This is a genomic window from Exiguobacterium sp. s140 (assembly GCF_018617035.1).
Lineage (GTDB): Bacteria > Bacillota > Bacilli > Exiguobacteriales > Exiguobacteriaceae > Exiguobacterium > Exiguobacterium profundum.
Map to the genome: position 1 here is coordinate 1,159,532 of NZ_JACSJK010000001.1, position 21,825 is coordinate 1,181,356.

20 protein-coding genes are annotated in these 21,825 nt (G+C 47.3%); 5 read left to right on the top strand and 15 right to left on the bottom strand.

Annotated features, from left to right (window positions below):
- Nucleotides 1-26: 26 nt before the first annotated feature.
- From KNO61_RS06020 to KNO61_RS06030, 3 genes are all read right to left on the bottom strand, one after another.
- On the bottom strand, nt 27-1,280 hold the full coding sequence (locus KNO61_RS06020) for an inositol monophosphatase family protein (protein ID WP_078146630.1): 1,254 nt from the start codon (nt 1,278-1,280) through the stop codon (nt 27-29).
- Nucleotides 1,281-1,358: 78 nt separating this feature from the next.
- Nucleotides 1,359-1,547 carry a hypothetical protein gene (locus KNO61_RS06025; RefSeq protein WP_015881266.1) on the bottom strand — a complete coding sequence of 63 codons (189 nt, stop codon included), beginning with the start codon at nt 1,545-1,547 and terminating at the stop codon, nt 1,359-1,361.
- A gap of 236 nt (nt 1,548-1,783) precedes the next feature.
- Entirely contained in the window at nt 1,784-2,050 is a 267-nt protein-coding gene (locus KNO61_RS06030) for a UPF0223 family protein (RefSeq protein WP_031421520.1), read from the bottom strand.
- Nucleotides 2,051-2,208: 158 nt separating this feature from the next.
- On the opposite strand from KNO61_RS06030, the gene KNO61_RS06035 reads away from it, so the two are divergent.
- Entirely contained in the window at nt 2,209-3,690 is a 1,482-nt protein-coding gene (locus KNO61_RS06035) for an aminotransferase class I/II-fold pyridoxal phosphate-dependent enzyme (protein WP_078146629.1), read from the top strand.
- Nucleotides 3,691-3,808: 118 nt separating this feature from the next.
- Here the strand turns inward: KNO61_RS06035 and KNO61_RS06040 are convergent, their stop codons facing one another.
- Nucleotides 3,809-4,114, bottom strand: coding sequence for a DUF3055 domain-containing protein (locus KNO61_RS06040; protein WP_078146628.1), 306 nt, complete (start codon nt 4,112-4,114; stop codon nt 3,809-3,811).
- Nucleotides 4,115-4,189: 75 nt separating this feature from the next.
- Here KNO61_RS06040 and aac(6') point away from each other — a divergent pair, with 75 nt between their 5' ends.
- The gene (gene aac(6'), locus KNO61_RS06045; RefSeq protein ID WP_214684554.1) at nt 4,190-4,642 is read left to right on the top strand and encodes an aminoglycoside 6'-N-acetyltransferase; all 453 of its coding nucleotides are present in this window, start codon (nt 4,190-4,192) and stop codon (nt 4,640-4,642) included.
- A gap of 20 nt (nt 4,643-4,662) precedes the next feature.
- Here aac(6') and lpdA read toward each other — a convergent pair whose 3' ends face one another.
- From lpdA to pdhA, 4 genes are all read right to left on the bottom strand, one after another.
- Nucleotides 4,663-6,075, bottom strand: coding sequence for a dihydrolipoyl dehydrogenase (lpdA, locus tag KNO61_RS06050; RefSeq protein WP_015881261.1), 1,413 nt, complete (start codon nt 6,073-6,075; stop codon nt 4,663-4,665).
- 4 nt (nt 6,076-6,079) lie between these two features.
- The gene (locus KNO61_RS06055; protein WP_015881260.1) at nt 6,080-7,369 is read right to left on the bottom strand and encodes a dihydrolipoamide acetyltransferase family protein; all 1,290 of its coding nucleotides are present in this window, start codon (nt 7,367-7,369) and stop codon (nt 6,080-6,082) included.
- Between the two features lie 78 nt (nt 7,370-7,447).
- Nucleotides 7,448-8,425: an alpha-ketoacid dehydrogenase subunit beta gene (locus tag KNO61_RS06060; RefSeq protein ID WP_015881259.1), complete on the bottom strand. Its 978-nt coding sequence runs from the start codon at nt 8,423-8,425 to the stop codon at nt 7,448-7,450.
- Nucleotides 8,426-8,428: 3 nt separating this feature from the next.
- Nucleotides 8,429-9,514, bottom strand: coding sequence for a pyruvate dehydrogenase (acetyl-transferring) E1 component subunit alpha (gene pdhA / locus KNO61_RS06065; protein ID WP_015881258.1), 1,086 nt, complete (start codon nt 9,512-9,514; stop codon nt 8,429-8,431).
- A 331-nt stretch (nt 9,515-9,845) separates the two neighbouring features.
- Here pdhA and def point away from each other — a divergent pair, with 331 nt between their 5' ends.
- Nucleotides 9,846-10,385 (top strand): peptide deformylase, encoded by a 540-nt coding sequence (gene def, locus KNO61_RS06070; RefSeq protein WP_196430483.1) that lies wholly within the window; start codon nt 9,846-9,848, stop codon nt 10,383-10,385.
- 1 nt (nt 10,386) lies between these two features.
- Nucleotides 10,387-12,012, top strand: a complete 1,626-nt coding sequence (locus KNO61_RS06075) for an alpha/beta hydrolase (protein ID WP_214812163.1) — start codon at nt 10,387-10,389, stop codon at nt 12,010-12,012.
- A gap of 42 nt (nt 12,013-12,054) precedes the next feature.
- On the opposite strand, the gene KNO61_RS06080 is transcribed toward KNO61_RS06075, so the two are convergent.
- Nucleotides 12,055-13,512 (bottom strand): phospholipase D family protein, encoded by a 1,458-nt coding sequence (locus KNO61_RS06080; RefSeq protein WP_214684558.1) that lies wholly within the window; start codon nt 13,510-13,512, stop codon nt 12,055-12,057.
- 61 nt (nt 13,513-13,573) lie between these two features.
- Nucleotides 13,574-15,241: a ribonuclease J1 gene (gene rnjA, locus KNO61_RS06085; protein WP_015881254.1), complete on the bottom strand. Its 1,668-nt coding sequence runs from the start codon at nt 15,239-15,241 to the stop codon at nt 13,574-13,576.
- A 200-nt stretch (nt 15,242-15,441) separates the two neighbouring features.
- On the opposite strand from rnjA, the gene KNO61_RS06090 reads away from it, so the two are divergent.
- Nucleotides 15,442-16,230 (top strand): Cof-type HAD-IIB family hydrolase, encoded by a 789-nt coding sequence (locus KNO61_RS06090; protein WP_205728289.1) that lies wholly within the window; start codon nt 15,442-15,444, stop codon nt 16,228-16,230.
- A gap of 78 nt (nt 16,231-16,308) precedes the next feature.
- On the opposite strand, the gene KNO61_RS06095 is transcribed toward KNO61_RS06090, so the two are convergent.
- From KNO61_RS06095 to KNO61_RS06115, 5 genes are all read right to left on the bottom strand, one after another.
- Complete coding sequence (locus tag KNO61_RS06095; RefSeq protein ID WP_015881252.1) at nt 16,309-16,971, bottom strand: potassium channel family protein; 663 nt, start codon at nt 16,969-16,971, stop codon at nt 16,309-16,311.
- A 130-nt stretch (nt 16,972-17,101) separates the two neighbouring features.
- Nucleotides 17,102-18,133 carry a cytochrome d ubiquinol oxidase subunit II gene (locus tag KNO61_RS06100; RefSeq protein WP_015881251.1) on the bottom strand — a complete coding sequence of 344 codons (1,032 nt, stop codon included), beginning with the start codon at nt 18,131-18,133 and terminating at the stop codon, nt 17,102-17,104.
- Between the two features lie 14 nt (nt 18,134-18,147).
- Nucleotides 18,148-19,536: a cytochrome ubiquinol oxidase subunit I gene (locus KNO61_RS06105; RefSeq protein ID WP_074037383.1), complete on the bottom strand. Its 1,389-nt coding sequence runs from the start codon at nt 19,534-19,536 to the stop codon at nt 18,148-18,150.
- A 259-nt stretch (nt 19,537-19,795) separates the two neighbouring features.
- Nucleotides 19,796-20,917: an N-acetyldiaminopimelate deacetylase gene (locus tag KNO61_RS06110; RefSeq protein ID WP_078146623.1), complete on the bottom strand. Its 1,122-nt coding sequence runs from the start codon at nt 20,915-20,917 to the stop codon at nt 19,796-19,798.
- Complete coding sequence (locus KNO61_RS06115) at nt 20,914-21,792, bottom strand: transcriptional regulator CcpC (RefSeq protein ID WP_031421506.1); 879 nt, start codon at nt 21,790-21,792, stop codon at nt 20,914-20,916. Before KNO61_RS06115 ends, KNO61_RS06110 begins: the two co-directional genes overlap by 4 nt.
- Nucleotides 21,793-21,825 lie beyond the last annotated feature (33 nt).

The following is a 21,825-nucleotide window of genomic DNA, read 5'->3' on the forward strand; positions in this document are numbered from 1 at the left end:
GTCGGAGTAACCCTTTTAACTTGCCTTTATAGCGGACGAGTCAAGCAGATGCGGTCGCGTAAAACGAGTCCATCTTCTTCGATGTCATCGTACCCGTGATTACGAAAATAATCGCGTTCCACCGAATCGAATCGGAATCCAGCTTGTTGGTAAAAGCGCAGTTGCATGATGCTTGAATTCCCTGTACAGACGAGCAGTTCTTTTCCACCAATCAAGGCGGCCCGCTTCACTGCGTCTTGTAACAAGCGTTGACCAATCGTTTGGTTTTGACGTTCGGGTTTCACTGCGATATTGACGAGTTCAACCCGATCGCCTTCGTGTGAAACGAGCATATACGCACCGACAATCTCACTACCGAGTAACGCTTTGTACGTACGACCTTCCTCGAATTGTTCCCGGACCATCGCTTCATTCGGATTCGCCAAGACGAGTAAGTCGCGGATTTCTTCATACGAATCATGTTCCACGATGTGTAAGTCCGGTTTTACTTCAGCCGTGACCCCTTTTGCGATGACGTAATGTTTGATGACGTCATTGACAAATGAATCGCTCCCAGCCAGGACAGATGTTTTTCCGTCATAGCGAATCGGCTCACCATATAAGGAAACGACACGCCCGCCTACCTCTTCAACGAGTAACTTTCCAGCAGCATAATCCCATGGCATATTGCGCATGGTGATGTAGCCGTCCACGCGACCGGCAGCAAGCCAGGCTAATTCAAGCGATGCAGCACCATGAGCTCGCGTCCCAATCGAGTCCCGTACAATCGGAGCGAGTATTTCCGGGGCAATCTGGTGGTTCGGCGTGACCCACGTCGCATTCATACTTAAAAACGCGTCTCGGACATGATGTTCATGAAGGGTCGTCAACGTCCGACCATTCAACGTCGCCCCGTATCCTTTCCGCGCCATGAACATCTCATCCGCCATGACGTCATAGACGAATCCATATTCCACGACTCCATCTATCATGATCGCGATAGAGATGGCAAACATACGTTTTTGATGAATAAAATTTAACGTCCCATCAATCGGGTCGACAAACCAGACGGTACCGGTCAATTGTTCTGGCTGATCTGTCGTCCCCTCTTCCCCCATAATCTGATGTTCCGGAAATGTTTGTTGGATTCGACGGACAATCAGTTGTTCCACCGCGCGGTCGATTTCAGTGACCAAGTCCCCTTTTCCCGTCTTTCGTTCCACTTCATAACTTTGATCAATCTCGCGACGAATCAGTTCTCCCGCTTGTTTGATTAAGTCGACTGCAAACCATTCTATCATCTGTGATCACCTCAACTGTATTGTACCAAACAAAAACCAGTATCCGCTCGGAATACTGGTTGAATGTGTGTGTAATGGTTAGGCTTCGAGACGCAATAATTCTTGGCGGTACTTCTCTAACCGATGCTTGCTAGCCTGAACTGTAGCATCATCTTGTGACGCCATCGCATCGAAGAGGGTTGCCAATTCATAATCAATCTCTAAGCGCAGCACCGGGATCCGTTTTTCTGCGTCTTTTCTTTTGAATGCCTCAATCACTTGTTTCATAAGATGCCACACTCCTTTTGTTGAGCTACAAGTTACGGTTTAGTGAGTTGAATTGAGTATATCAGATAAAATTCGAAAAAGAAAGATAATTGTCTGACTATTTTGAATTTTTTATCTTAATGGATATATTCCCAATTCCGAGGTCCCTAAACCTGATTTGGTGTTAATGAACTGTACCCGATTTAAAGGAGAAATAACAAAAAAGCATGCCTGAATTTGCTCGGGCATGCTCGGTCTTACAGTTTGATCATTTTACTCGAGGACTTCATTGCCGCCTGAACCGTACGATACGTGGAATAACCTGTCTGTTCGTCGTGAACCGCGTTCAGTTGTTTCTCCTCCGACTTAGATGTTACGATCTGCTTGAAGGCACGATAGGAGTCGAGAAAAACCTCTCGTTCCACCCCACCTTCATTGGCTTGTGCGACGACGTTATAAAACTCGACGACTTCAATCAATTCGTCAGTCGTCCAATCCGGATTGATCGGATAGTTGATTTGCATATTGTTTCACCTCGACACCCATTGTAACAACAAAAAAAACTATTGCAAGTTGAGCCAGAAATCTCTATAGTTTTTTTGTTGCTTCTTTTTTAAAAACAACATATATCATAACGATACTATTCATCTTATAAATAAACTGATTCAAGGGGGATTTACGATTGAAATTAAAAGGTGCTACTCAGCTCGAAACGCCACTATTTGACACGTTGCTTGAACATGTCGACTCAAACCCGATTGCGTTCCACATTCCTGGTCATAAAAGCGGAAAAGGGATGGACCCGGAGTTTCGTGACTTTATTGGTGAAAACGCCCTAAAAATTGATTTGATTAACATTGCCCCACTCGATGACCTCCATCATCCAAAAGCGGCAATCGCTGAAGCGGAGCGCTTGGCGGCAGAGGCGTTCCGTGCTGACGAGACCTTTTTCTCCGTTCAAGGGACATCGAGTGCCATCATGGCGATGATCATGGGTGTCGTTGGCCCGAACGAAAAAATCATCGTGCCACGGAACGTCCATAAATCCGTCATGTCCGCGCTCGTCTTAACGGGTGCCCACCCGGTCTTCATCCACCCGGAATTTGACGAAACATACGGCATCGCCCACGGAATTACGGCTAGTGCCGTTGAACGCGCGCTTGAACTTCATCCGGACACGAAAGCCGTACTCGTCATCAACCCGACTTATTTCGGGGTCGCAGGTGATTTAGAGCGTATCGTATCCGTCGCGCATGCACAAGACGTTCCTGTACTTGTCGATGAGGCACACGGCGTTCATCTCCCGTTTCACGATGAACTTCCGCTCTCGGCGATGCAAGCGGGAGCAGATGTGGCGGCGACGAGTGTGCACAAGCTTGGCGGTTCAATGACAGGCAGTTCGATTTTGAACGTACGCCGCGGACTCGTCTCGCCAGAACGAATTCACGCGATGCTCTCTATGATTACAACGACGTCAACATCCTATTTGCTCCTCGCTTCTCTCGACGCGGCACGTCGACAGTTAGCGACAAAGGGTCACATGATGAATGAGCGTGCACTCGAGCTTGCTAGAACGGCCCGTACGGCAATCAATCTCATGCCGAACTTATCGGTATACGGTCATGCCGAGTTGCATTCTGAATCGACTTACGCGCTTGACGAAACGAAAGTACTCGTATCCGTGCGTGAACTTGGGGTAACTGGATTTGAAGTCGAGAAATATCTTCGCGACAAACACCGCATCGAAGTCGAGATGTCCGATTTATTGAATGTGCTCTTCATCGTCACATCAGCGGACGACGAGTCAACGATTCAAGCGTTGATTGAAGCGATGCGAGATGTCGTTTCTGTTTACCAAAAGTCTGGGAACGACTCATTATCCATCATGCTTCCAGAGATTCCACCACTTGCGCTCAGTCCTCGTGATGCGTTTTATGAAGAGACGGAGACGATCCCTCTCGAAAACGCAGTCGGGCGTATTTCAGCGGAATTCATCATGGTGTATCCACCTGGAATTCCAATCATCATTCCAGGTGAATTGATTACGACGTCGACACTCGAATACATTATGGCCAACATTGAAGCGGGTCTTCCCGTACAAGGTCTTGAAGATGAGTCGCTGCAAATGATTAAAGTCATCCAACAAACAAAAGCGATTCGCTAAACAAAAAATGAGCCGGTCATGATGACCGGCTCATTTTTTATGTCATCTCAGAAAAGGTGGCTGTAGATGATCGAATTGCTTCCCCTAGTGCCTATTATAAGAAAACGCTTACATTTTTTCAAGTGTCAATTTCTTCAGATGCTTGTGTTTTTTCGACGAAGCAAAGTCGTAAAAATTCAGCGACGTGCTCTGTGTCGTTCAAGTTGATGCCAAGCATCGGATACAATTGACGCGGCTCTTCTAGCGCATGCAAATCAAGAAGGGCCGATTGACCCGTTTGCATACAGACGACTAACACCTTGCCCATGAATTGCTGTGTATAGACGAAACCAAAATCATAACGGGCGGCTTCTGTTTCAATCCCCGTAAATCGGACCCGACTCGTCTCGGACACGGTATACAATAACTCCTCATCGAATGCCATCAGGATTCCCTCCCTTTTCTCTTCACAAGTATTTTCCTTTATACTACAAGTATGAAACCTAAGGAGAGAATGACAATGAAGATTGATTATGCAACAGAGGTAAACGTAGAAACTCTTGTCCAGTTCATGCACGATTTATGGCCAGACGCCCCCACCGAAGAATTACGAATGGAAGTCAAACTCGGTCTCGCCTCAAAAAAGATGCATTATTTCATCGCATCAAATGAACATGGGAAGGCGGTTGGTTTTTGTCAACTCAGTTTCCGGCATGACTATGTGCCAGGTTCTAGTACGTCCCCGACCGCCTATGTGGAAGGAATCTATGTCAGTGAATCAGAGCGCCACCGAGGTGTCGCCTCTCGTTTGGTCGATACTGCATCAACCTTTGCGGCCCGTCACGGTTGTATCGAACTGGCATCGGATACCGAGCTTGAAAACGAGGACAGTCAACGCTTTCACGAGAAGGTCGGATTCAAGGAAGTCGAGCGTGTCGTCACCTACATTAAAAACCTCTCCCACGAATCGTGAGAGAGGTTTTATTGACGTTCTTATTTTACAACGTGGATTGGCATACCCATTGCGATTTCAGCAGCTTCCATAGCCATCTCACCGAGTGATGGGTGAGCGTGGATTGTAAGTGCGATATCTTCAGCAGTCATACCAGCCTCGATTGCAAGGCCAAGCTCAGCAATCATATCTGAAGCGCCCGTACCCGCGATTTGAGCACCGATCAAGAGACCGTCCTCTTTGCGTGTGATGAGCTTCATGAAGCCGTCTGGCTCGTCAAGTGCAAGTGCACGACCGTTCGCTGCGAATGGGAATTTCGAAACTGTGATTTCGAGTCCTTCTTCTTTTGCGAGTGGCTCTGTATAACCAACCGTTGCGAGTTCAGGATCTGTGAAGACGACTGCAGGGATTGCAGAGTAGTCGAGGTAAGCTGGCTTACCTGCTGCTGCTTCCGCTGCGATTTTCGCTTCGTAAGATGCTTTGTGTGCAAGTGGTGGTCCAGGAACGATATCACCGATTGCATAGATGTTTTCGTTCGATGTTTTACACTGGTCATCGATTTCGATGATTCCACGGTCGCTGATTTTAACGTCCGCGTTCTCAAGACCGATGTCGCCTGTGTTTGGACGACGACCAACTGTGACGAGGACATAGTCCGCTTCAACAGATTGCTCTTCACCGTTTACTTCAAACTTAACAGTTACGCCGTCTTCCGTTTCTTCAACACCTTTAGCAAGTGCATTCGTGTGAATTGTGACGTTCCCTTTTTGCTTGAGTTTCTTCTTAACGATTTGCGTCATTTGTGGTTCGAAACCAGACAAGATGTCGCTAGCGCCCTCTACAACGACAACTTCTGTATCGAAGTTAGCGTATGCAGTACCGAGCTCCATACCGATGTATCCACCGCCGATGACGACGAGTTTCTTCGGTACTTCAGGAAGTGCCAACGCGCCAGTTGAAGAAAGGACACGTTTAGACCATTTGAACGATGGGATCTCGATTGGTGTAGAACCAGTCGCGACAATCGCTTTTTTAAATTTGTAAGGAGTTGAGCTGTCTTCAGTGATGACACGAACTGTGTCTTCAGACGCGAAGAACGCTTCACCTTGAACGATCTCGATTTTGTTTCCTTTGAGGAGACCTTTAACACCGCCAGTCAATTTGTTAACGACTGACTGTTTCCAATCTTGAACTTTTGTGAAGTCCACTGACACGTTGTCAGACGTGATTCCCATTGAATCATGACCTTTAGCGTGTTGGAAGTTGTGTCCTGCTGTGATCAACGCTTTCGATGGGATACATCCGACGTTCAAGCAGACACCACCGAAGTTGCCTTTCTCAACGATAGTTACTTTCATTCCGAGCTGTGCGCCACGGATTGCGGCAACGTATCCACCAGGACCGGCACCGATGACAAGCAAATCAGTTTCTTGTGCGAATTCTCCTACTACCATGTTCTTATCCCTCCATCATTAGAAGTGCTGGGTCTTCGAGCAAGCGTTTCACCATGTTAAGAGCGTTTTGTGCAGTCGCACCGTCGATGAGGCGGTGGTCAAAGCTGAATGAAAGTGCAAGTACTGGCGCAGCAACGATTTCACCGTTCTTCACGACAGCTTTCTCAGCGATACGGCCGATACCGAGAATCGCAACTTCTGGGTGGTTGATGACAGGCGTGAACCATTGTCCACCAGCTGAACCGATGTTTGTGATTGTGATCGATCCACCTTTCATGTCTTCCCCAGCGAGCTTACCTTCACGAGCTTTACCTGCAAGTTCGTTAATGTTTGTAGCAAGTGCATAGATTGATTTACGGTCTGCATCTTTTACGACTGGTACAACGAGTCCGTTGTCCGTGTCAGCTGCAATCCCGATGTTGTAGTAGTTTTTGTAGACGATTTCTTCGTTCACGTCATCGATTGAAGCGTTGATTGTTGGGAATGCTTTCGCTGCAGCAGTCAATGCTTTCACGACGAATGGCAAGTACGTGAGTTTCACGCCTTGGTCAGCCGCGACTTGTTTGAAATCTTTACGGAGTGCAACGAGTTTTGTAACGTCGACTTCGTCCATGAGTGTAACGTGTGGTGCAGTGTGTTTCGAGTTAACCATAGCTTTCGAGATGGCTTTACGGATTCCACGGATTTTCTCACGTGTTTCAAGTTCAGGAGTCGCTGACTCGTAAGGCTTGATTTCCGTTTTCGCAGCAGCTGCTGGTGCTACAGATTCTGTTTTCTCTGTTGTAGCTTCTGCAGACGGTGCTTCGCCGTTCGCGAATGCATCGATGTCTTCTTTCAATACACGGCCGTTGTCGCCAGAACCGTTTACTTCACGGATGTCGACACCTTTTTCACGTGCATATTTACGGACAGATGGCATAGCGATAACACGCTCAGATTTGTGAAGTTGAACGTCGCGTGGCGCGTCTTCTTTCACATCTTCTTTTACGTCTTCTGTCTTCTCTTCTGCTTTCGGTTGTTCAGGTGTTTCTTCTTCACCTGCTGGTGCGTCGCCTTCGATGTCAAACGTAATGAGGACGTCGCCGACTACAGCAACTGTACCTTCAGAAACTTTAACTTCTTTGACTGTACCGTCGACTGGAGCTGGGATTTCAACGACTGCTTTGTCGTTTTGTACTTCTAAAAGAACATCGTCCTCTTTGACCGTATCCCCTGCTTTTACGAACCACTTGACGATTTCACCTTCGTGAATACCTTCACCGATATCTGGTAATTTAAATTCAAATACTGCCACTGGTTTTTCCTCCCATCAATTCATCATGTAAACACGACAAGGGAGACAATTCTCCCTCATCGTTTATTCGACACGATCTTAGAAGTTCACAACTTCCTTAACTTTTGCAACGACATCTTTATGGTCAGGTAACCACATGTCTTCACCTTGTGCGAATGCGAAGACTGTGTCTGGTGCAGTTACTCGAAGAACTGGTGCTTCGAGGTGAAGAATTGCGCGCTCTTGAATTTCAGTTACAACGTTCGCTGCGATACCTGCTTGACGTTGTGCTTCTTGAACGACGATCGCACGACCTGTTTTCTTAACAGACTCTACGATTGTGTCGATATCAAGCGGGCTCACTGTCATGAGGTCGATGACTTCAACGTTGATGTTTTCTTTTTCAAGTTCTTCCGCTGCTTTGAGTGACGTGTGCACCATCGCACCGTAAGTGATGATTGAAACGTCTGTACCTTCACGTTTCACATCCGCTTTACCGAGTTCGATTGTGTACTCACCTTCAGGTACTTCGCCACGGAATGAACGATACAATTTCATGTGCTCGAGGAACACGACTGGGTCGTTATCACGGATAGACGCGATCAACAAACCTTTTGCATCGTACGGAGTCGATGGAATAACGACTTTAAGACCAGGTGTCTGAGCCATCAAACCTTCAAGGCTGTCCGCGTGAAGCTCAGGTGTCTTAACTCCACCACCGAATGGTGAACGGATTGTGATTGGTTGGCTGTAAGCGCCGCCTGAACGGTAACGCATACGTGCCATTTGAGCTGCGATTGAGTCGAAAACTTCGAATACGAATCCGAAGAATTGAACTTCCATGATTGGACGGAATCCAGTAAGACCTAGACCGATCGCAAGACCACCAATCCCTGATTCAGCGAGTGGCGTGTCGAAGACACGGTCTTCGCCGAGCTCGTCTTGGAGACCTTCCGTCGCACGGAATACCCCACCGTTTTTACCAACGTCTTCTCCGAAAAGAAGTACTTTCTCGTCGCGTTTCATTTCAACGCGCATCGCATCAGTAATCGCTTGGATCATTGTCATTTGAGCCATAACTTACTTCGACTCCTTTGCAGTATATTCTTCAAGCTGTTCTTTCAAGTTTGAAGGAAGTTCTTCGAACATGTTGTTGATGAAGTCCGAAACTTTTTGTTTTGGTTCTTTGTCTGCTTGGCTGATTGCTTCTTTCACGTCAGCTTTCGCTTGCTCGATCACTTCGTTCTCCATGTCTTCGTTCCAGAGTTTCTTGTTCTCAAGGAAGAGACGGAAACGTACGAGTGGATCTTTTTCTTGATATTCTGTGTCGAGTTCTTTTGTACGGTAACGTGTTGGGTCATCCCCAGCGAGCGTATGTGGTCCGTAACGGTAAGTGAGTGACTCGATGAGTGTCGGTGTTCCTTCGAGTGCGTCGACGCGAGCTTGTTGAGTCGCTGCGAGCACTGCAAGAACGTCCATTCCATCTACTTGAATTCCGTTGATTCCAGCTGCAACAGCTTTTTGCGCGATCGTTTTAGCTGCAGTTTGCTTTTCAACAGGAGTTGAGATAGCGAAACGGTTGTTTTGAACGACGAAGATTGCTGGTGATTTGAATGCACCTGCAAAGTTCAATCCTTCGTAGAAGTCACCTTGTGATGAGCCACCGTCACCTGTGTAAGTAATGGCGACATTTTTGTTGCCGTTGCGTTTGAGGCCCATTGCCACACCCGCAGTTTGAATGATTTGTGCACCGATGATGATTTGTGGCATCAATACGTTGACACCTTCAGGGATGCGGTTTCCTGCCACGTGTCCACGTGAGAACAAGAACGCTTGATAAAGCGGAAGTCCGTGGAATACGAGTTGCGGGATATCACGGTATCCTGGAAGAATCCAGTCCTCTTTGTCGAGCGCGTATTGCGTCCCGATCATCGTCGCCTCTTGACCTGCCACTGGCGCGTAGAATCCTAAGCGACCTTGACGGTTAAGTGAGATGGCGCGTTGGTCCCAGATTCGAGTATAGACCATGCGGCGCATGAGCTCCTGAAGTTGCTCGTCCGTTAGGTCAGGCATTGCGTCTTGGTTGACGACCTCACCCTTCTCGTCGAGAATACGGAACGTTTGGAAGTTTTCTTCCACGTTTTGAAGTACCTGAACGTTGTTCATTCGTTTCACCTCATCCTTTCAACTATGAGACAATTGTCTTTTTTGTGATCAAACACTATCTCAAATCTTACGTGTATCTGTCCAAAAAAGCAATCTGTATTAACGTGATTCAGAAAAGTTATCCTCTCCTGACGTTTCCTTGTTAGTATAAAACGGGTTGTTTCAATAACGCAAAAAATATGCTTACCTAAATAAAACGCTTACATTCAAGGGATATGACATCCTTTTCACCACTGTATTATTTTCATTTCACCTTCTGTACCATCCACATTCCTTCCTGTTTAAATATGATATAATCAATCATATAAGTTCGATAGAAAGGAAGTTGTGTATGTTAACCATGAAAGATGTCATCCGCGAAGGAGACGAGCGACTTCGCGCGCGTTCAGCCGAAGTTTCGATTCCGCCAACAACAGAAGATTTGGCGTTACTCGACGAGATGGAGACGTTTCTTGTCAATAGTCAAGACCCAGAGATGAGCGAGAAATACGAGTTACGAGGTGGTGTCGGAATCGCCGCACCTCAACTCGGTGTAAATCGTCGTTTCTTCACAGTATTGCTACAAGAAGAGGAAGAGACGTTTAAACTCTCCATCTTCAACCCTAAAATTACAAGTCATTCCGTCGAACAGACATTTTTGAATGGCGGCGAAGGCTGTCTATCGGTCGATCGCGTGGTCAAAGGAAATGTACCTCGTTTTCGTCGAATCACGTTAGAAGGGTTCGACCGCGACGGGAAGCCGATTAAGCTTCGTCTGCGCGGAATGCGCGCTGTCGTATGTCAGCACGAGCTCGATCATTTAGACGGGATCATGTTCTATGACCGGATTAATATGTCGAACCCGTTAGAAACATACGGCGAACCGATTTAACATGTTTAGTTCGAGAAAAAGGGCACTGTTGTTACTATTCCCATTTTTATTTCTTTTAATCGGTGGATGTGTGCGAATCAATTATGATGCGACCGTCCACTATGACCAATCTGTTTCGCTTGAAACGACTTACGCGTTCCGTGATCATCCAGTCATGAAATTGCTCAATCTCAGACTCGACTGGGATACTTGGAAAGAGCAGGCGGAAGAAAACGGATATGAAACAGAAGATTATTCAAGTCCTGATGACTACGAAGGCATGGTCTTAAAGAAGACATTTAAAAATGTCGACGAGTTGCAACAGATTAAAGAGGAATGGAAAACGGGACCAGCCGGTATTTTAGTCCCTCCGGATATTCAGTTCGACATCGAGCAACAGGAAGGCATTTGGTTTGATTCATATACACTCCAAACCAATCTCGACCTCCGACTCGATCGGGTCGACTTACCCGGTGTTGAACTAACCGGCTCCCCCAAAAAATTGGCTGAACGATATATCCGCCAAGCCGACATTCGCTTTAACTTGACTGTTCCGACCGGCGTATTCGTTGAGGATGGAACTGGCTTAGACCTCCGTTCTATGAAACATGTCGAGTGGCAAGTGTACGGAGGACGCCAAAACAATGTAAAGTTAGTCGCCCATGTGCCGAACGTTAAAGCATGGGTGATCACCATCATCGTATTGGTGTCAGCTATCATCTTAAGTTATTTCATTTGGCGCAAGTATCGACGAAACGTCGGCAACCCTAGAGAAACGTCGATTCGTTCACGCCTGTTAGGGTTATTGATTGTCTCCCTCTCGCTCATTTTGATTGTCGGGACATTCCGACAAGAGTTTGCAAACGAGCGTCAATCCGAGGCGATTCGCCAAGCTTCTCAAACGAATGAGTTTATCCCTACGTTTGCAGTTCATGGATTACTCGGGACAGACCGGACGTTCCTCCGTTTCTCTCAAGCGATGGAACAAAGTGGGCAAGCGACTGACGGAGCACTTTGTACCGTGACTGTCAAAGGCAAGGCCGACTGTGAAATATATGATTTTAGTTCAACTCGCCCGATTGTCCGAATCGAGTTCGAAGATGCAGAGGCTTCTTTGAACAATCAGACAAAGTGGTTGAATGCAGCCATTGAAACGTATAAGAAAACGAGAAATCGTTCGTTCGACCGGATGTATATCATTGGCCATAGTATGGGTGGCGTAGCCGCTGCCAACTATATCTTGAATCAAGAGACGTACATCGTCGATAAGTTTGTAACGTTCGATAGCCCATTCGGCGGGACACGCCTTGCGAACTTCGGATTATCTGCCAGTAACTTCGGCATTAACACCGGAAGCCCTGCCATCCGTGATTTGTCCCCTAACTCAGACGGACTACAAGCATTCCAGTCTAAGCTTGAGACATGGCCAAGGTCCGTTCAGGTACTCTCCTTCTCTGGACGAGGCGGTGAATTCAATTTGATTGAGCCGGCGAGTTCTCTGTTACTGGAAGAGTATACGAATAACATTCAGACAGAAACGGTACCGTACGACCATTTCTCGCTTCACCGTAAAAGTGACGTCTTGAAAGAGACTGGGAAATTCTTATACGAATACACGAATGAGTTTAATCCAATCGAGACGAACTAACGTCAAAACAGCTATCCCCAAATTTTGAGGATAGCTGTTTTTTTAATACGTCATCGTCCATGTGACTTTTTGGAGCCAATACATCATATACTTTCCGATTGGGAGATCGGTTTGAATCTCATCATACGCTACCGTATACGTGCCATTCTCATTGTTCCATAGACGATTAAAATACTCGTCCACTTCATCAAAGAAGGCTGTATCCACTTCTCCTGTCACTTCGACGTCTGCCTCTAGGTTGTAATCGTTCATGTTCCGGGTCGTATAGTTCCCCGATCCTAAGACAACGGTCTTTTCTTCACCATCCACATACAGGATTTTTGGATGATATTGTTCCTTGGCGACATCATACCAGCGAATCTCGATTTGCTCCGGGTTGACGGTGTTCAGTTCTGCCGTCACCGGTAAGTTCGGTAACCCTGATTTCGATCGACCGAAGGCATTCGTGTTCGGATCGAGGATCAAGTTCACCTTCACCCCGCGCCCGGCGGCATCCTCGATTGCTTGGATAATATTCCGATCTGCCAAATAGAACATTCCGATCCAGATGGTGTCCCCATCGTCCGCCCCATTCATTGCATCGAGCACCGACTCTTGAATCTTCCCTTCCGTGACATAACGAATCTCCATCGGTGCCTCGCTCGGCGCATTTTCAATCTTCGACAGCGCTTCATCATCTGGGAAGCGCCGTGCATCCCCTTTAGAGAACGTCGCGACCGCTTGCTCACCTTCAACGATTTCTTTTAAAATCGGTCCTTTTAAATGGACACCGACATTCGAGTGATATCCGCTGGCATCATGTGGATTAGCGGAAAGTACAAAGCCTTCATTCTCGGTGACCATCACTTTTCGATGGTTCGCTTTGATATTGAGCAACCTTAAATATGCACGTACCGTAATGTCCGGTGCCGAAGAGGCCATCGGGTTCGGTAGCCATCCGTCTTGACTATTGCCGAACCACTGAATCGCCATCCGGTAAAACGTGGAGTATAAAATATTCGGGTCACGAAGAGCATCGAGATTTGTGTACACGACTTCTACCCCTGCCTCCTCCAGTACATCGAAGTGGTCAGAAACATGACCGTTATAGCTGGTATTGATGTCATCCGTGATGAAGACGACTTTCAAGTCCGGATATCGTTTCATTTGCTCAAGCAATGCTGAAGATAGGCGCGATGTAATGTCCGGATATTGTCGGTCTTCATTCGAATAAGGATTGAATAAGAAAAAGTCCATGACGATATATTCTTTTGCCTCACGTATCGCTCGTTCAACTTCACTAAATATCTCCTGTTCGACAATCTCTGTATCTTCCCCTTGATAGGTCAAATCATGAAGAAAATCGATTTGGTCATCTGTGATGAGGTACGGTTCAGATTGTCTCGACACGCCTTCCGGTAATGGTTTGACTTGATGATAAACGAGCGTGATGAGAAAAATGACCGCAATGATTGCGGCTCCCCATTTCAGCCACCCTTTCTTCCCCTTTTTCTTCGCCATAAGCTCCCCCTCCTCTTTTGCGGTGAAAAAAACGAGCTGTAGTCTCCTACAGCCCGTCAAATCATACTTCCATAATAATCGGCAGGACCATTGGGTGTCTCCGCGTCTTTTGTGCCAAGTAAGGTGTGAGGGTGTCTGAGACGAGTTGCTTCATCTCCGACCACTTCATCTGCTTATTGGACAATCCTTGTTCGACGGTTTTCTTCAACAATCGTTCGCCATCACGAATCAGACTACCTGATTCACGCATGTAGACGAATCCACGTGAGATGATATCTGGTCCTGAGACGAGTTTGCGCGTCTTGCCATCGATGCTGATGACGACAACAACAAGTCCATCTTCAGACAGAATGCGGCGATCCCTTAATACGATATTCCCAATATCACCAATTCCATTCCCATCAATATACACAGCGTTCGCAGAAATTTTACCAGTGACCGCAGCCGACTCCGAGTCGACAGCAAGCACTTCGCCATTATCCATAACGAAACTGTTCTCTTTCGGGATTCCAACCGATTCAGCAAGCTCAGCATGCTTTTTCAACATACGGTACTCGCCGTGAATCGGCATGAAGAATTTCGGATTCAGAAGACGAATCATCAACAACTGTTCTTGTTGCGAACCGTGACCTGACGTATGAATGTTCGTCAACTTACCGTAGACAACATCCGCTCCCGCTTTATACAACTGGTCAATCGTCTTCCCGACCGAGATGGCGTTACCTGGGATTGGAGAAGAAGAGAAGATGACCGTATCCCCAGGAATGATCGACACTTGACGGTGCGTCCCATTTGCAATACGGCTGAGCGCTGCCATCGGTTCCCCTTGCGATCCGGTACAAAGAATCGCGATTTCATTCGGGTCGTAGTGACGCATCTGATTCGCCTCAATAATCATACCCTTTGGCACGTTGATGAAACCGAGTTCTTGTCCGATCGTCATGACTTTCTCCATCGAACGACCGAAAATCATGAGATGACGACCTGTCTCGGCACACGCATCGACCACTTGTTGCAAGCGATAGATGTTCGATGCGAACGTCGCAAAGATGATTCGACCGTCCGCTTTCCGGAACGTCTCACTAATCGTCCCACCGACCACGCTCTCACTCATCGTGAAGCCTTCCACTTCTGCATTTGTTGAATCGGACAAGAGACAAAGTACGCCTTCTTTTCCGATTTCCGCCATCTTGGCAAGGTCTGCCGGCTCGCCTACCGGAGTGAAGTCGAACTTGAAGTCACCCGTATGGACGATGTTCCCTTGTGGCGTCTTGACGACGACACCGAGTGAGTTCGGAATCGAGTGCGTCGTGCGGAAGAACGAGATGCTCGTCTTACGGAACTTGATGAGTGAATCCTCATCAATCTCATGGAGCTCCGCCTCACGAAGCAACCCATGCTCCTCAAGTTTAACTTTGATCAATCCGAGCGCGAGTTTCGTCGCATAAATCGGCAATTGTACTTGCTTCAATAAGAATGGAATTCCCCCGATATGGTCTTCGTGACCGTGAGTGATGAATACCCCTTTTACTTTGTCCTTGTTTTTAATCAAGTACGAGTAATCAGGAATCACATAGTCGATTCCAAGCAAGTCATCCTCTGGGAACATGATTCCCGCATCGATGACGATGATTTCATCTTGGAATTGAACAACATATGTGTTCTTCCCGATTTCTCCGAGTCCGCCCAATGCGAACACGGCTGTTTGGTGGTTCTTAACAAACTTCATTTAATCTCTCCTTACTTCAATTATTAATACATCTATGTGAAACATAAGTGATTCTCGAATATGCCCGTAAGATTCTTTTTTCATTATAGCTCATATCATGACAATATTTCACTAACGATGTGATATTCGTGGTAGTTTCCCTATTTCGTGTTATCCTTTTAGTGGGTTCAGAAAACATATTTTTTAGATAAAGAGAAAGAATGGTGAATCAAATGGAAGATCAAAAGGTTGTTTTCTTCGACATTGACGGCACGCTTTTACATGAAGGTAGTTATATCCCGCCTTCCACGATTTCAGCGATTCAAGCACTTCAGGCAAACGGCGTCGAGACGTTCATCGCGACGGGACGAGGACCGGCCATGCTATCCGACATCCCAGAACGTGTCGGGATTGATAGTCTCGTTTGTTACAACGGTCAGATTGTCGTGCACAAAGGTGAAATCGTCTATCGTAACACGCTCTCGAAAGATGCACTCGGTCGCTTGACGACGCACGCTTCTTCAAATGACCATACTCTCGTCTATTTGGGACAGGACCGTGGTGGTGCTTCAAAACCGAACGACGCCATCGTTGAACAATCGCTCGGCGAACTCGACATGCCGATCCCTTCATTCGAACCGAACTTCCACGCAGAAGAGGATGTGTATCAGACGTTACTGTACTGCACGCCTGAAGACGAGCATCGTTATATCAATGCTTATCGTGAGTTCGATTTTATACGTTGGCATCCTCATGCGATGGACGTGATCAATAAGGGAGCCAGTAAAGCAGACGGCATCCGTCACTTTATTGAGACCAACGGCTACCGTCTGGAGAATACGTATGCTTTCGGAGATGCATTGAACGACTTGGCCATGCTTCAGTATGTAGGGACAGGAATCGCCATGGGCAATGGTCGCACTGAAGCGAAAGACGTGGCGGATTTCGTCACGAAATCCATCCTTGAAGATGGAATCGAGTACGGCCTAAAGGCGATGAAGCTCATCTAAAAAAGACCCTTGGAGTCAAACCGTCGAGTTGGATCAATCGATTCAACGATCGCGGCATCGCTCCAAAGGTCTTTTCTTTTATCTCGAACGAAGTGTGCGCTCTAGTCGATCCAAATCGGTATCCTTCCCGATGATGATCAAAATATCTTCCGATAAAATCATCTCATCCGCTTGAGGAGAAATCAGGACATCGTCATCGCGACGAATCGCGACGATGTTCACCCCGTACTTCGCTCGCAAGTCCAAATCGATGAGGGATTTGTTCGATAACTTGTCCGATGCTTTAATTTCGACAATCGAATGTTCATTCGATAATTCGAGGTAGTCGAGGATACTCTGGCTCATCAACCCATTGGCAATTCGTACGCCCATATCTCGCTCAGGGTGGACGATGTTATCCGCCCCGATTCGACGGAGTACTTTTTCATGGTAATCGTTCGTCGCCTTGACCGTGATGATTTGGACACCGAGTTCCTTTAAAATCAACGTCGTCAAAATGGAAGCTTGAATATTCTCCCCGATGGCGACGATCACATGTTCAAAGTTACGAATCCCTAAACTCTTTAACACATTCTCATCTGTTGTATCGGCAATCACGGCATGGGTTGCCAATCCCATAAACTCATTGACACGTTCCTCATCTGAATCGATGGCGAGGACGTCATATCCATTTGAAGACAATTCTCGGACGATCGACCCTCCAAATCGTCCTAACCCGATGACTGCAAATTCACCTGTCATGATGCTACATCCCTTTCCTACACATGTTCTCTTCTTGATTCTTCGTTCAGTGTAACTGATTCCACTTCAAAACTCTATATAAAAAACAAAACGGGATTCCCTTCAAATAAAGGAAATCCCGTTCTTGCCATTATGCTTTTCCACTCGAGCGTTTCCCTCGTACGTAGTCGTTGTCGAACAAGAACAAACGGAGCAAGAGATAGAGCGCCGGAACGAGTAGGAGCAACCCTAAGATGAATACGATGACAAGTGCCACCGCCATCGACTCGTTGACGACACTTCCATTAATATCGATATACGGATACAGGATGTATGGCAAGTGAGAGTATCCGTAGCCGAACCATGCCATGAAGAACTGACCCATGACCATCAAGAAGGCAATCCCGTAATTTCGTTTCATATAAACGAAGGAGACGGCGATGACGAAGAACAAGAAGCTCATCGCAAACCACCACCAGTTCCCTCCTAGGATGCTTTCGTAATGCCACGCAGCTTGCGACTTCAACCCGAAGAAGACGAGACCCGATGCGATAATCGTCGGGACGCTCCAAAATAGAGCCCATTTTCGAACAAGTTCGACGGCATTTTGGTCACGTGCCTTGTCCGCATAGAACAAGAGGAACATGGCACTAATATAGAGGACAGAGACAATCGCCAAGATGACGACCGTCCACGAGTAGAAGTTGGTGAACAACTTCGCCCCGTCAAAGAAGACGCCGTTCTCTGTCTCTGTGATGAAACCACCTTGGCTGACAGTTAAGACCGTCGACATCGAAGCTGGGATGAGTAATCCCGTCGCCCCATAGAGGAACATATAGAGCGTGCTCTCCTTTGACCCATAGTTAGCGAACGCATAGAAGCTACCACGAATCGCAAGCAAGATTAACACGACAGACGCTGGAACGAGCAAGGCCGTACCATAGTAATAAGCAGTGTCCGGAAAGAATCCGACAATCCCGACAAAGAAGAACACGAAGAATACGTTCGTGACTTCCCATGTCGGTGACAAATACCGTTTGACGAGACGGTTCACTAAGTGATCACGTTTCGTATAGCGGCTATAGAAAGCGAAGAAGCCTGCACCGAAGTCAATCGATGCGACGATGAGGTAGCCGTATAGAAACGTCCATAAGACGGCAATCCCTAATTCTTGAATTTGCATGTCATATCCTCCGATCACACTTCATCCGCAAACATCGCTTCACCACGATGCTCGGATTGTTTTAGTTCTTTTCCTACCGGATTCTCTTTGAACAGGCGTGATAGGACAACCACAGTCACTGTTCCGAGTACCGCGTAGAGGATCGCGAAAGCGACAAGCATCCAACCGACGTTCGCTGATGTCGTAGCTGCCTCACTCGTACGCATCAACTCATATAACGCCCAAGGTTGACGACCAAACTCAGCGAAGAACCAACCAAACTCAATCGCCGCCATGGCAAGAGGTCCACCGGCTGCAATCGCAAAGAGCATCGGCTTGCTGAACTGGTTCAAACGTTTAATATATCGTCCGAGTACGAACAGGAAGGAGATGAGCGCGAGAAGCATCCCAATTCCGACCATCGCATCAAATAGATAGTGAACGAAGAGCGGCGGTTGATCTTCTTTCGCAAATTCATTGAGACCCGTCACTTCATAGTTCGGGACACCACCTGCAAGAATAGAGAGGGCGTAAGGAATCTTCAAGGCGCCTCGAACTTCATAGCCACCTTGCCCATCATCTTCTAACCATCCGCCCAAAATCAATTCGGCCTCGGAGGAGGTTTCGAAATGCCATTCTGCAGCTGCTAATTTATCTGGTTGATACTGAGCCAAATATTTACCTGAGAAGTCACCGACAAGCGCTGTCGCGATCGCAAAGATCAAAGCGACCGTCATCGTCAGACGAAGACCTTTCTTATGATACTCGATTGACATCTTGTCGAGTTGATTTCGACGTTGACGTAACAACTGAACGGCTGCGATCGCAGCTAGAATGAACGCGGATGTTAAAATAGCCGAAGTCAACACGTGTGCCATTTTCGTCGGCATGGCCGGACTGAACATCGCTTCGAGCGGGCTGACATTTGCCAATCGACCATCGACAATATCAAACCCTACAGGCTGGTTCATAAAACTGTTTACCGTTGTGATAAAGAACCCTGAGAACAATGCACCGACGGCAACCGGAATCCCGAGGAGCATGTGGTGCCACGGATTTTTAAATCGATCCCACGTGTACAAGTAAATACCAAGGAAAATCGCTTCAAAGAAGAAGGCGAACGTTTCCATGAAAAGCGGGAGCGCAATCGTTTGACCCGCAACGCGCATCAAGTTTGGCCATAGGAGTGAAAGCTGCAGACCGATGGCCGTACCCGTCACAACCCCAACCGCTACCGTCACGACATAGCCGCGCGACCAGCGTCGAGCCATGAGCGTGTATTTCGGGTCTTTTTTACGAATTCCTAAAAATTCTGCCAATAAAATTAAAAGTGGAACCCCGACGCCGAGTGTGGCAAAAATCACATGAAAACCTAATGTGAGTGCCGTCAATGCTCGACTCATCAGGACAGGATCTTGAAACATCTATTGATTACCTCCTATCTCTCTCTATCGCTTCGAACCCATGTATGAAACGACAATCACAGATGAATACCCTTCGATACTTACATCATAATGATTTTATATTGCGCTGTAATGTCTCAATGCTCGAGTTCGCAAAATGTTCACATTTGAGCAATCGCCACAAAATCGTCGCTTTACATGAATAAATGTTTCCCTTTTTCTCACTCGTTCACTCCTTTTTGGGCACACTAAAAGCGGGCTCAATCGAGACCACTTCGTGTTATTGAATCATGACAGTTCGGAAGTAATGGTCGAATAGATCGATGGCCACTTCGATCGAACGTTCATCCGGGTTGAGTGTCGATTGATGGAGTCCTGACCCCATATCGTTCACTCCTAACCAAACCATAAATCCGGGGACCTGTTTCAACATATATCCAAAATCCTCACCCGTCATGGCAGGGACACATGTTTTATAAGAATAGCCGACTTCTTCAACCGCTTCCTCGAATTGATAAAGATAACGTTCGTCATTGACGACTTCGTGATACCGATTGCCGAATTCAAGGTCGATTTGCACGTTATACGTCATCTCGACTCCGGCGATGATTTGACGAATCCGGCTTTCCAGCACGACCATTTCTTTGTCAGACAAGGCGCGGACCGTCCCATCCAGTTTGGCCGTATCGGCGATAATATTTTCTTTCGTTCCTGCTGCGACTTTTCCGATACTGACGACCGCACTTCCCATCGGGTCAATGTTACGAGACACAATCGTTTGCAGTTGCATGATGAGAGCGGCCTGAACGATGACAGCGTCAATTCCCGCGTGAGGGAAAGCACCATGCCCCCCTTTTCCATGAATGGTGATATGGAGCTCTCGCGCACTCGCGAACAACACGCCCGGTCGTGACGCGACCATGCCGACAGGATATTCAGGTGCGACATGTAAGCCGAACAATGCATCCGGGCGGAAGTGATAGAACAATTCTGATTTCGCCATCGGTTCGGCACCACCCGGTCCCTCTTCGGCCGGTTGGAAAAAGACGACAAGGTGATGGTTAAGCGGTTCCTCGACCGCTCGTTTAATTAATCCAAGTGCGATTGACATGTGCACATCATGTCCGCATGCATGCATCATGCCTTCGTGAATCGATGCGAACTCTAGCCCCGTCTCTTCCGTGATGGGCAGTCCATCCATATCGGCTCGATATCCAATCGTCTTCTCACCGACGAGACCATCTACACGGACGAAAAGACCTGTTCGCCAGTGCGTGATATGAACACGTGACGAATCAAGCGATCGAATCAATTGCTCAAGTGTCGCTTGTGTTTTGAACTCTTCATATCCGGCTTCCGGAATTAAATGCAGCTGTCTTCTCGCTTCAATTGCCCAATTCATAACTCAGTCTCCTTCGTAATTTCTTCGACGATCTTCCAAAACGCCTGGACTTGCGCCAGCTCCAACATCGATTCTGTTGAAAGCATCCACGTGTCCCGGACGAGCGGCACGCCACCCGACGACGTCAATGGAATCTTATTCATCTCATTCACATCTTTGATGGTCGATTCCGGGAGAATCGCGAACCCGATTCCGTGTAACGCCATCTGTTTGCATGTCTCGATTTGATCGACGACCAGCGTCGTCAGAGGTGGACTCGAAAACCGTTCCTGCCACCACTCTAATATTTCCTGGTAATACGTCGAGTCGCTCTTGAATTGAATAAACGAGCGCTCGTTGTTTTTTAGTTGAGAGAGGTCGGTCATTTTCAGATCGACCAAATGCAAGGAATCAGAGAACAACTTCATCCGTTCCCCTCGCCAATCCGGATTTCCTCGGATGATTCCGATATGGAAATTCTCTTCGAGCATGTAACGCATCATTTCGCTCGACCATCCGGTGACCAATTTGACACGGACGGACGGATAGCGTTCGACGAACGTCTTCAATACCTTGGGTAGCCAATACTGTCCCATGATGGAGGCGACGGCTATTTTCAACGTTCCGTACACTTCTCCTTGGTTGGCCGTCAGTTCGCCCCTTAGTTCTTGTTCTTCACTGTACATCTTTTTGGCGAACTCGATGATTTTCTCTCCATCTGGCGTCAATGCGAGCCCTCTTGTGGAGCGAACGAAAATCTTCTTCCCCCACTGATGTTCGATGGTCACGAGCCGTTGACTGAGCGCTGGTTGTGAGACAAACAATCGCTCGGCTGCTTTCCGCATATTCAATTCTTCCGCAAGAATAATTAACACTTCTACTTCCGAAACTTGCATCACGTCACCTGTTTCTCTATCGTTTGAAAGATT

Coding starts and splice junctions, on each gene's coding strand:
- pdhA (WP_015881258.1), bottom strand. CDS start 9,514: ATGAACAACGTTCAGGTACTTCAAAACGTGGAAGAAAACTTCCAAACG.
- rnjA (WP_015881254.1), bottom strand. CDS start 15,241: ATGAAGTTTGTTAAGAACCACCAAACAGCCGTGTTCGCATTGGGCGGA.
- KNO61_RS06115 (WP_031421506.1), bottom strand. CDS start 21,792: ATGCAAGTTTCGGAAGTAGAAGTGTTAATTATTCTTGCGGAAGAATTG.
- KNO61_RS06105 (WP_074037383.1), bottom strand. CDS start 19,536: ATGTTTCAAGATCCTGTCCTGATGAGTCGAGCATTGACGGCACTCACA.
- KNO61_RS06110 (WP_078146623.1), bottom strand. CDS start 20,917: ATGAATTGGGCAATTGAAGCGAGAAGACAGCTGCATTTAATTCCGGAA.
- KNO61_RS06030 (WP_031421520.1), bottom strand. CDS start 2,050: ATGCAAATCAACTATCCGATCAATCCGGATTGGACGACTGACGAATTG.
- KNO61_RS06080 (WP_214684558.1), bottom strand. CDS start 13,512: ATGGCGAAGAAAAAGGGGAAGAAAGGGTGGCTGAAATGGGGAGCCGCA.
- KNO61_RS06100 (WP_015881251.1), bottom strand. CDS start 18,133: ATGCAAATTCAAGAATTAGGGATTGCCGTCTTATGGACGTTTCTATAC.
- KNO61_RS06040 (WP_078146628.1), bottom strand. CDS start 4,114: ATGGCATTCGATGAGGAGTTATTGTATACCGTGTCCGAGACGAGTCGG.
- KNO61_RS06025 (WP_015881266.1), bottom strand. CDS start 1,547: ATGAAACAAGTGATTGAGGCATTCAAAAGAAAAGACGCAGAAAAACGG.
- KNO61_RS06095 (WP_015881252.1), bottom strand. CDS start 16,971: ATGACAGGTGAATTTGCAGTCATCGGGTTAGGACGATTTGGAGGGTCG.
- KNO61_RS06075 (WP_214812163.1), top strand. CDS start 10,387: ATGTTTAGTTCGAGAAAAAGGGCACTGTTGTTACTATTCCCATTTTTA.
- KNO61_RS06020 (WP_078146630.1), bottom strand. CDS start 1,280: ATGATAGAATGGTTTGCAGTCGACTTAATCAAACAAGCGGGAGAACTG.
- KNO61_RS06060 (WP_015881259.1), bottom strand. CDS start 8,425: ATGGCTCAAATGACAATGATCCAAGCGATTACTGATGCGATGCGCGTT.
- lpdA (WP_015881261.1), bottom strand. CDS start 6,075: ATGGTAGTAGGAGAATTCGCACAAGAAACTGATTTGCTTGTCATCGGT.
- KNO61_RS06090 (WP_205728289.1), top strand. CDS start 15,442: ATGGTGAATCAAATGGAAGATCAAAAGGTTGTTTTCTTCGACATTGAC.
- def (WP_196430483.1), top strand. CDS start 9,846: ATGTTAACCATGAAAGATGTCATCCGCGAAGGAGACGAGCGACTTCGC.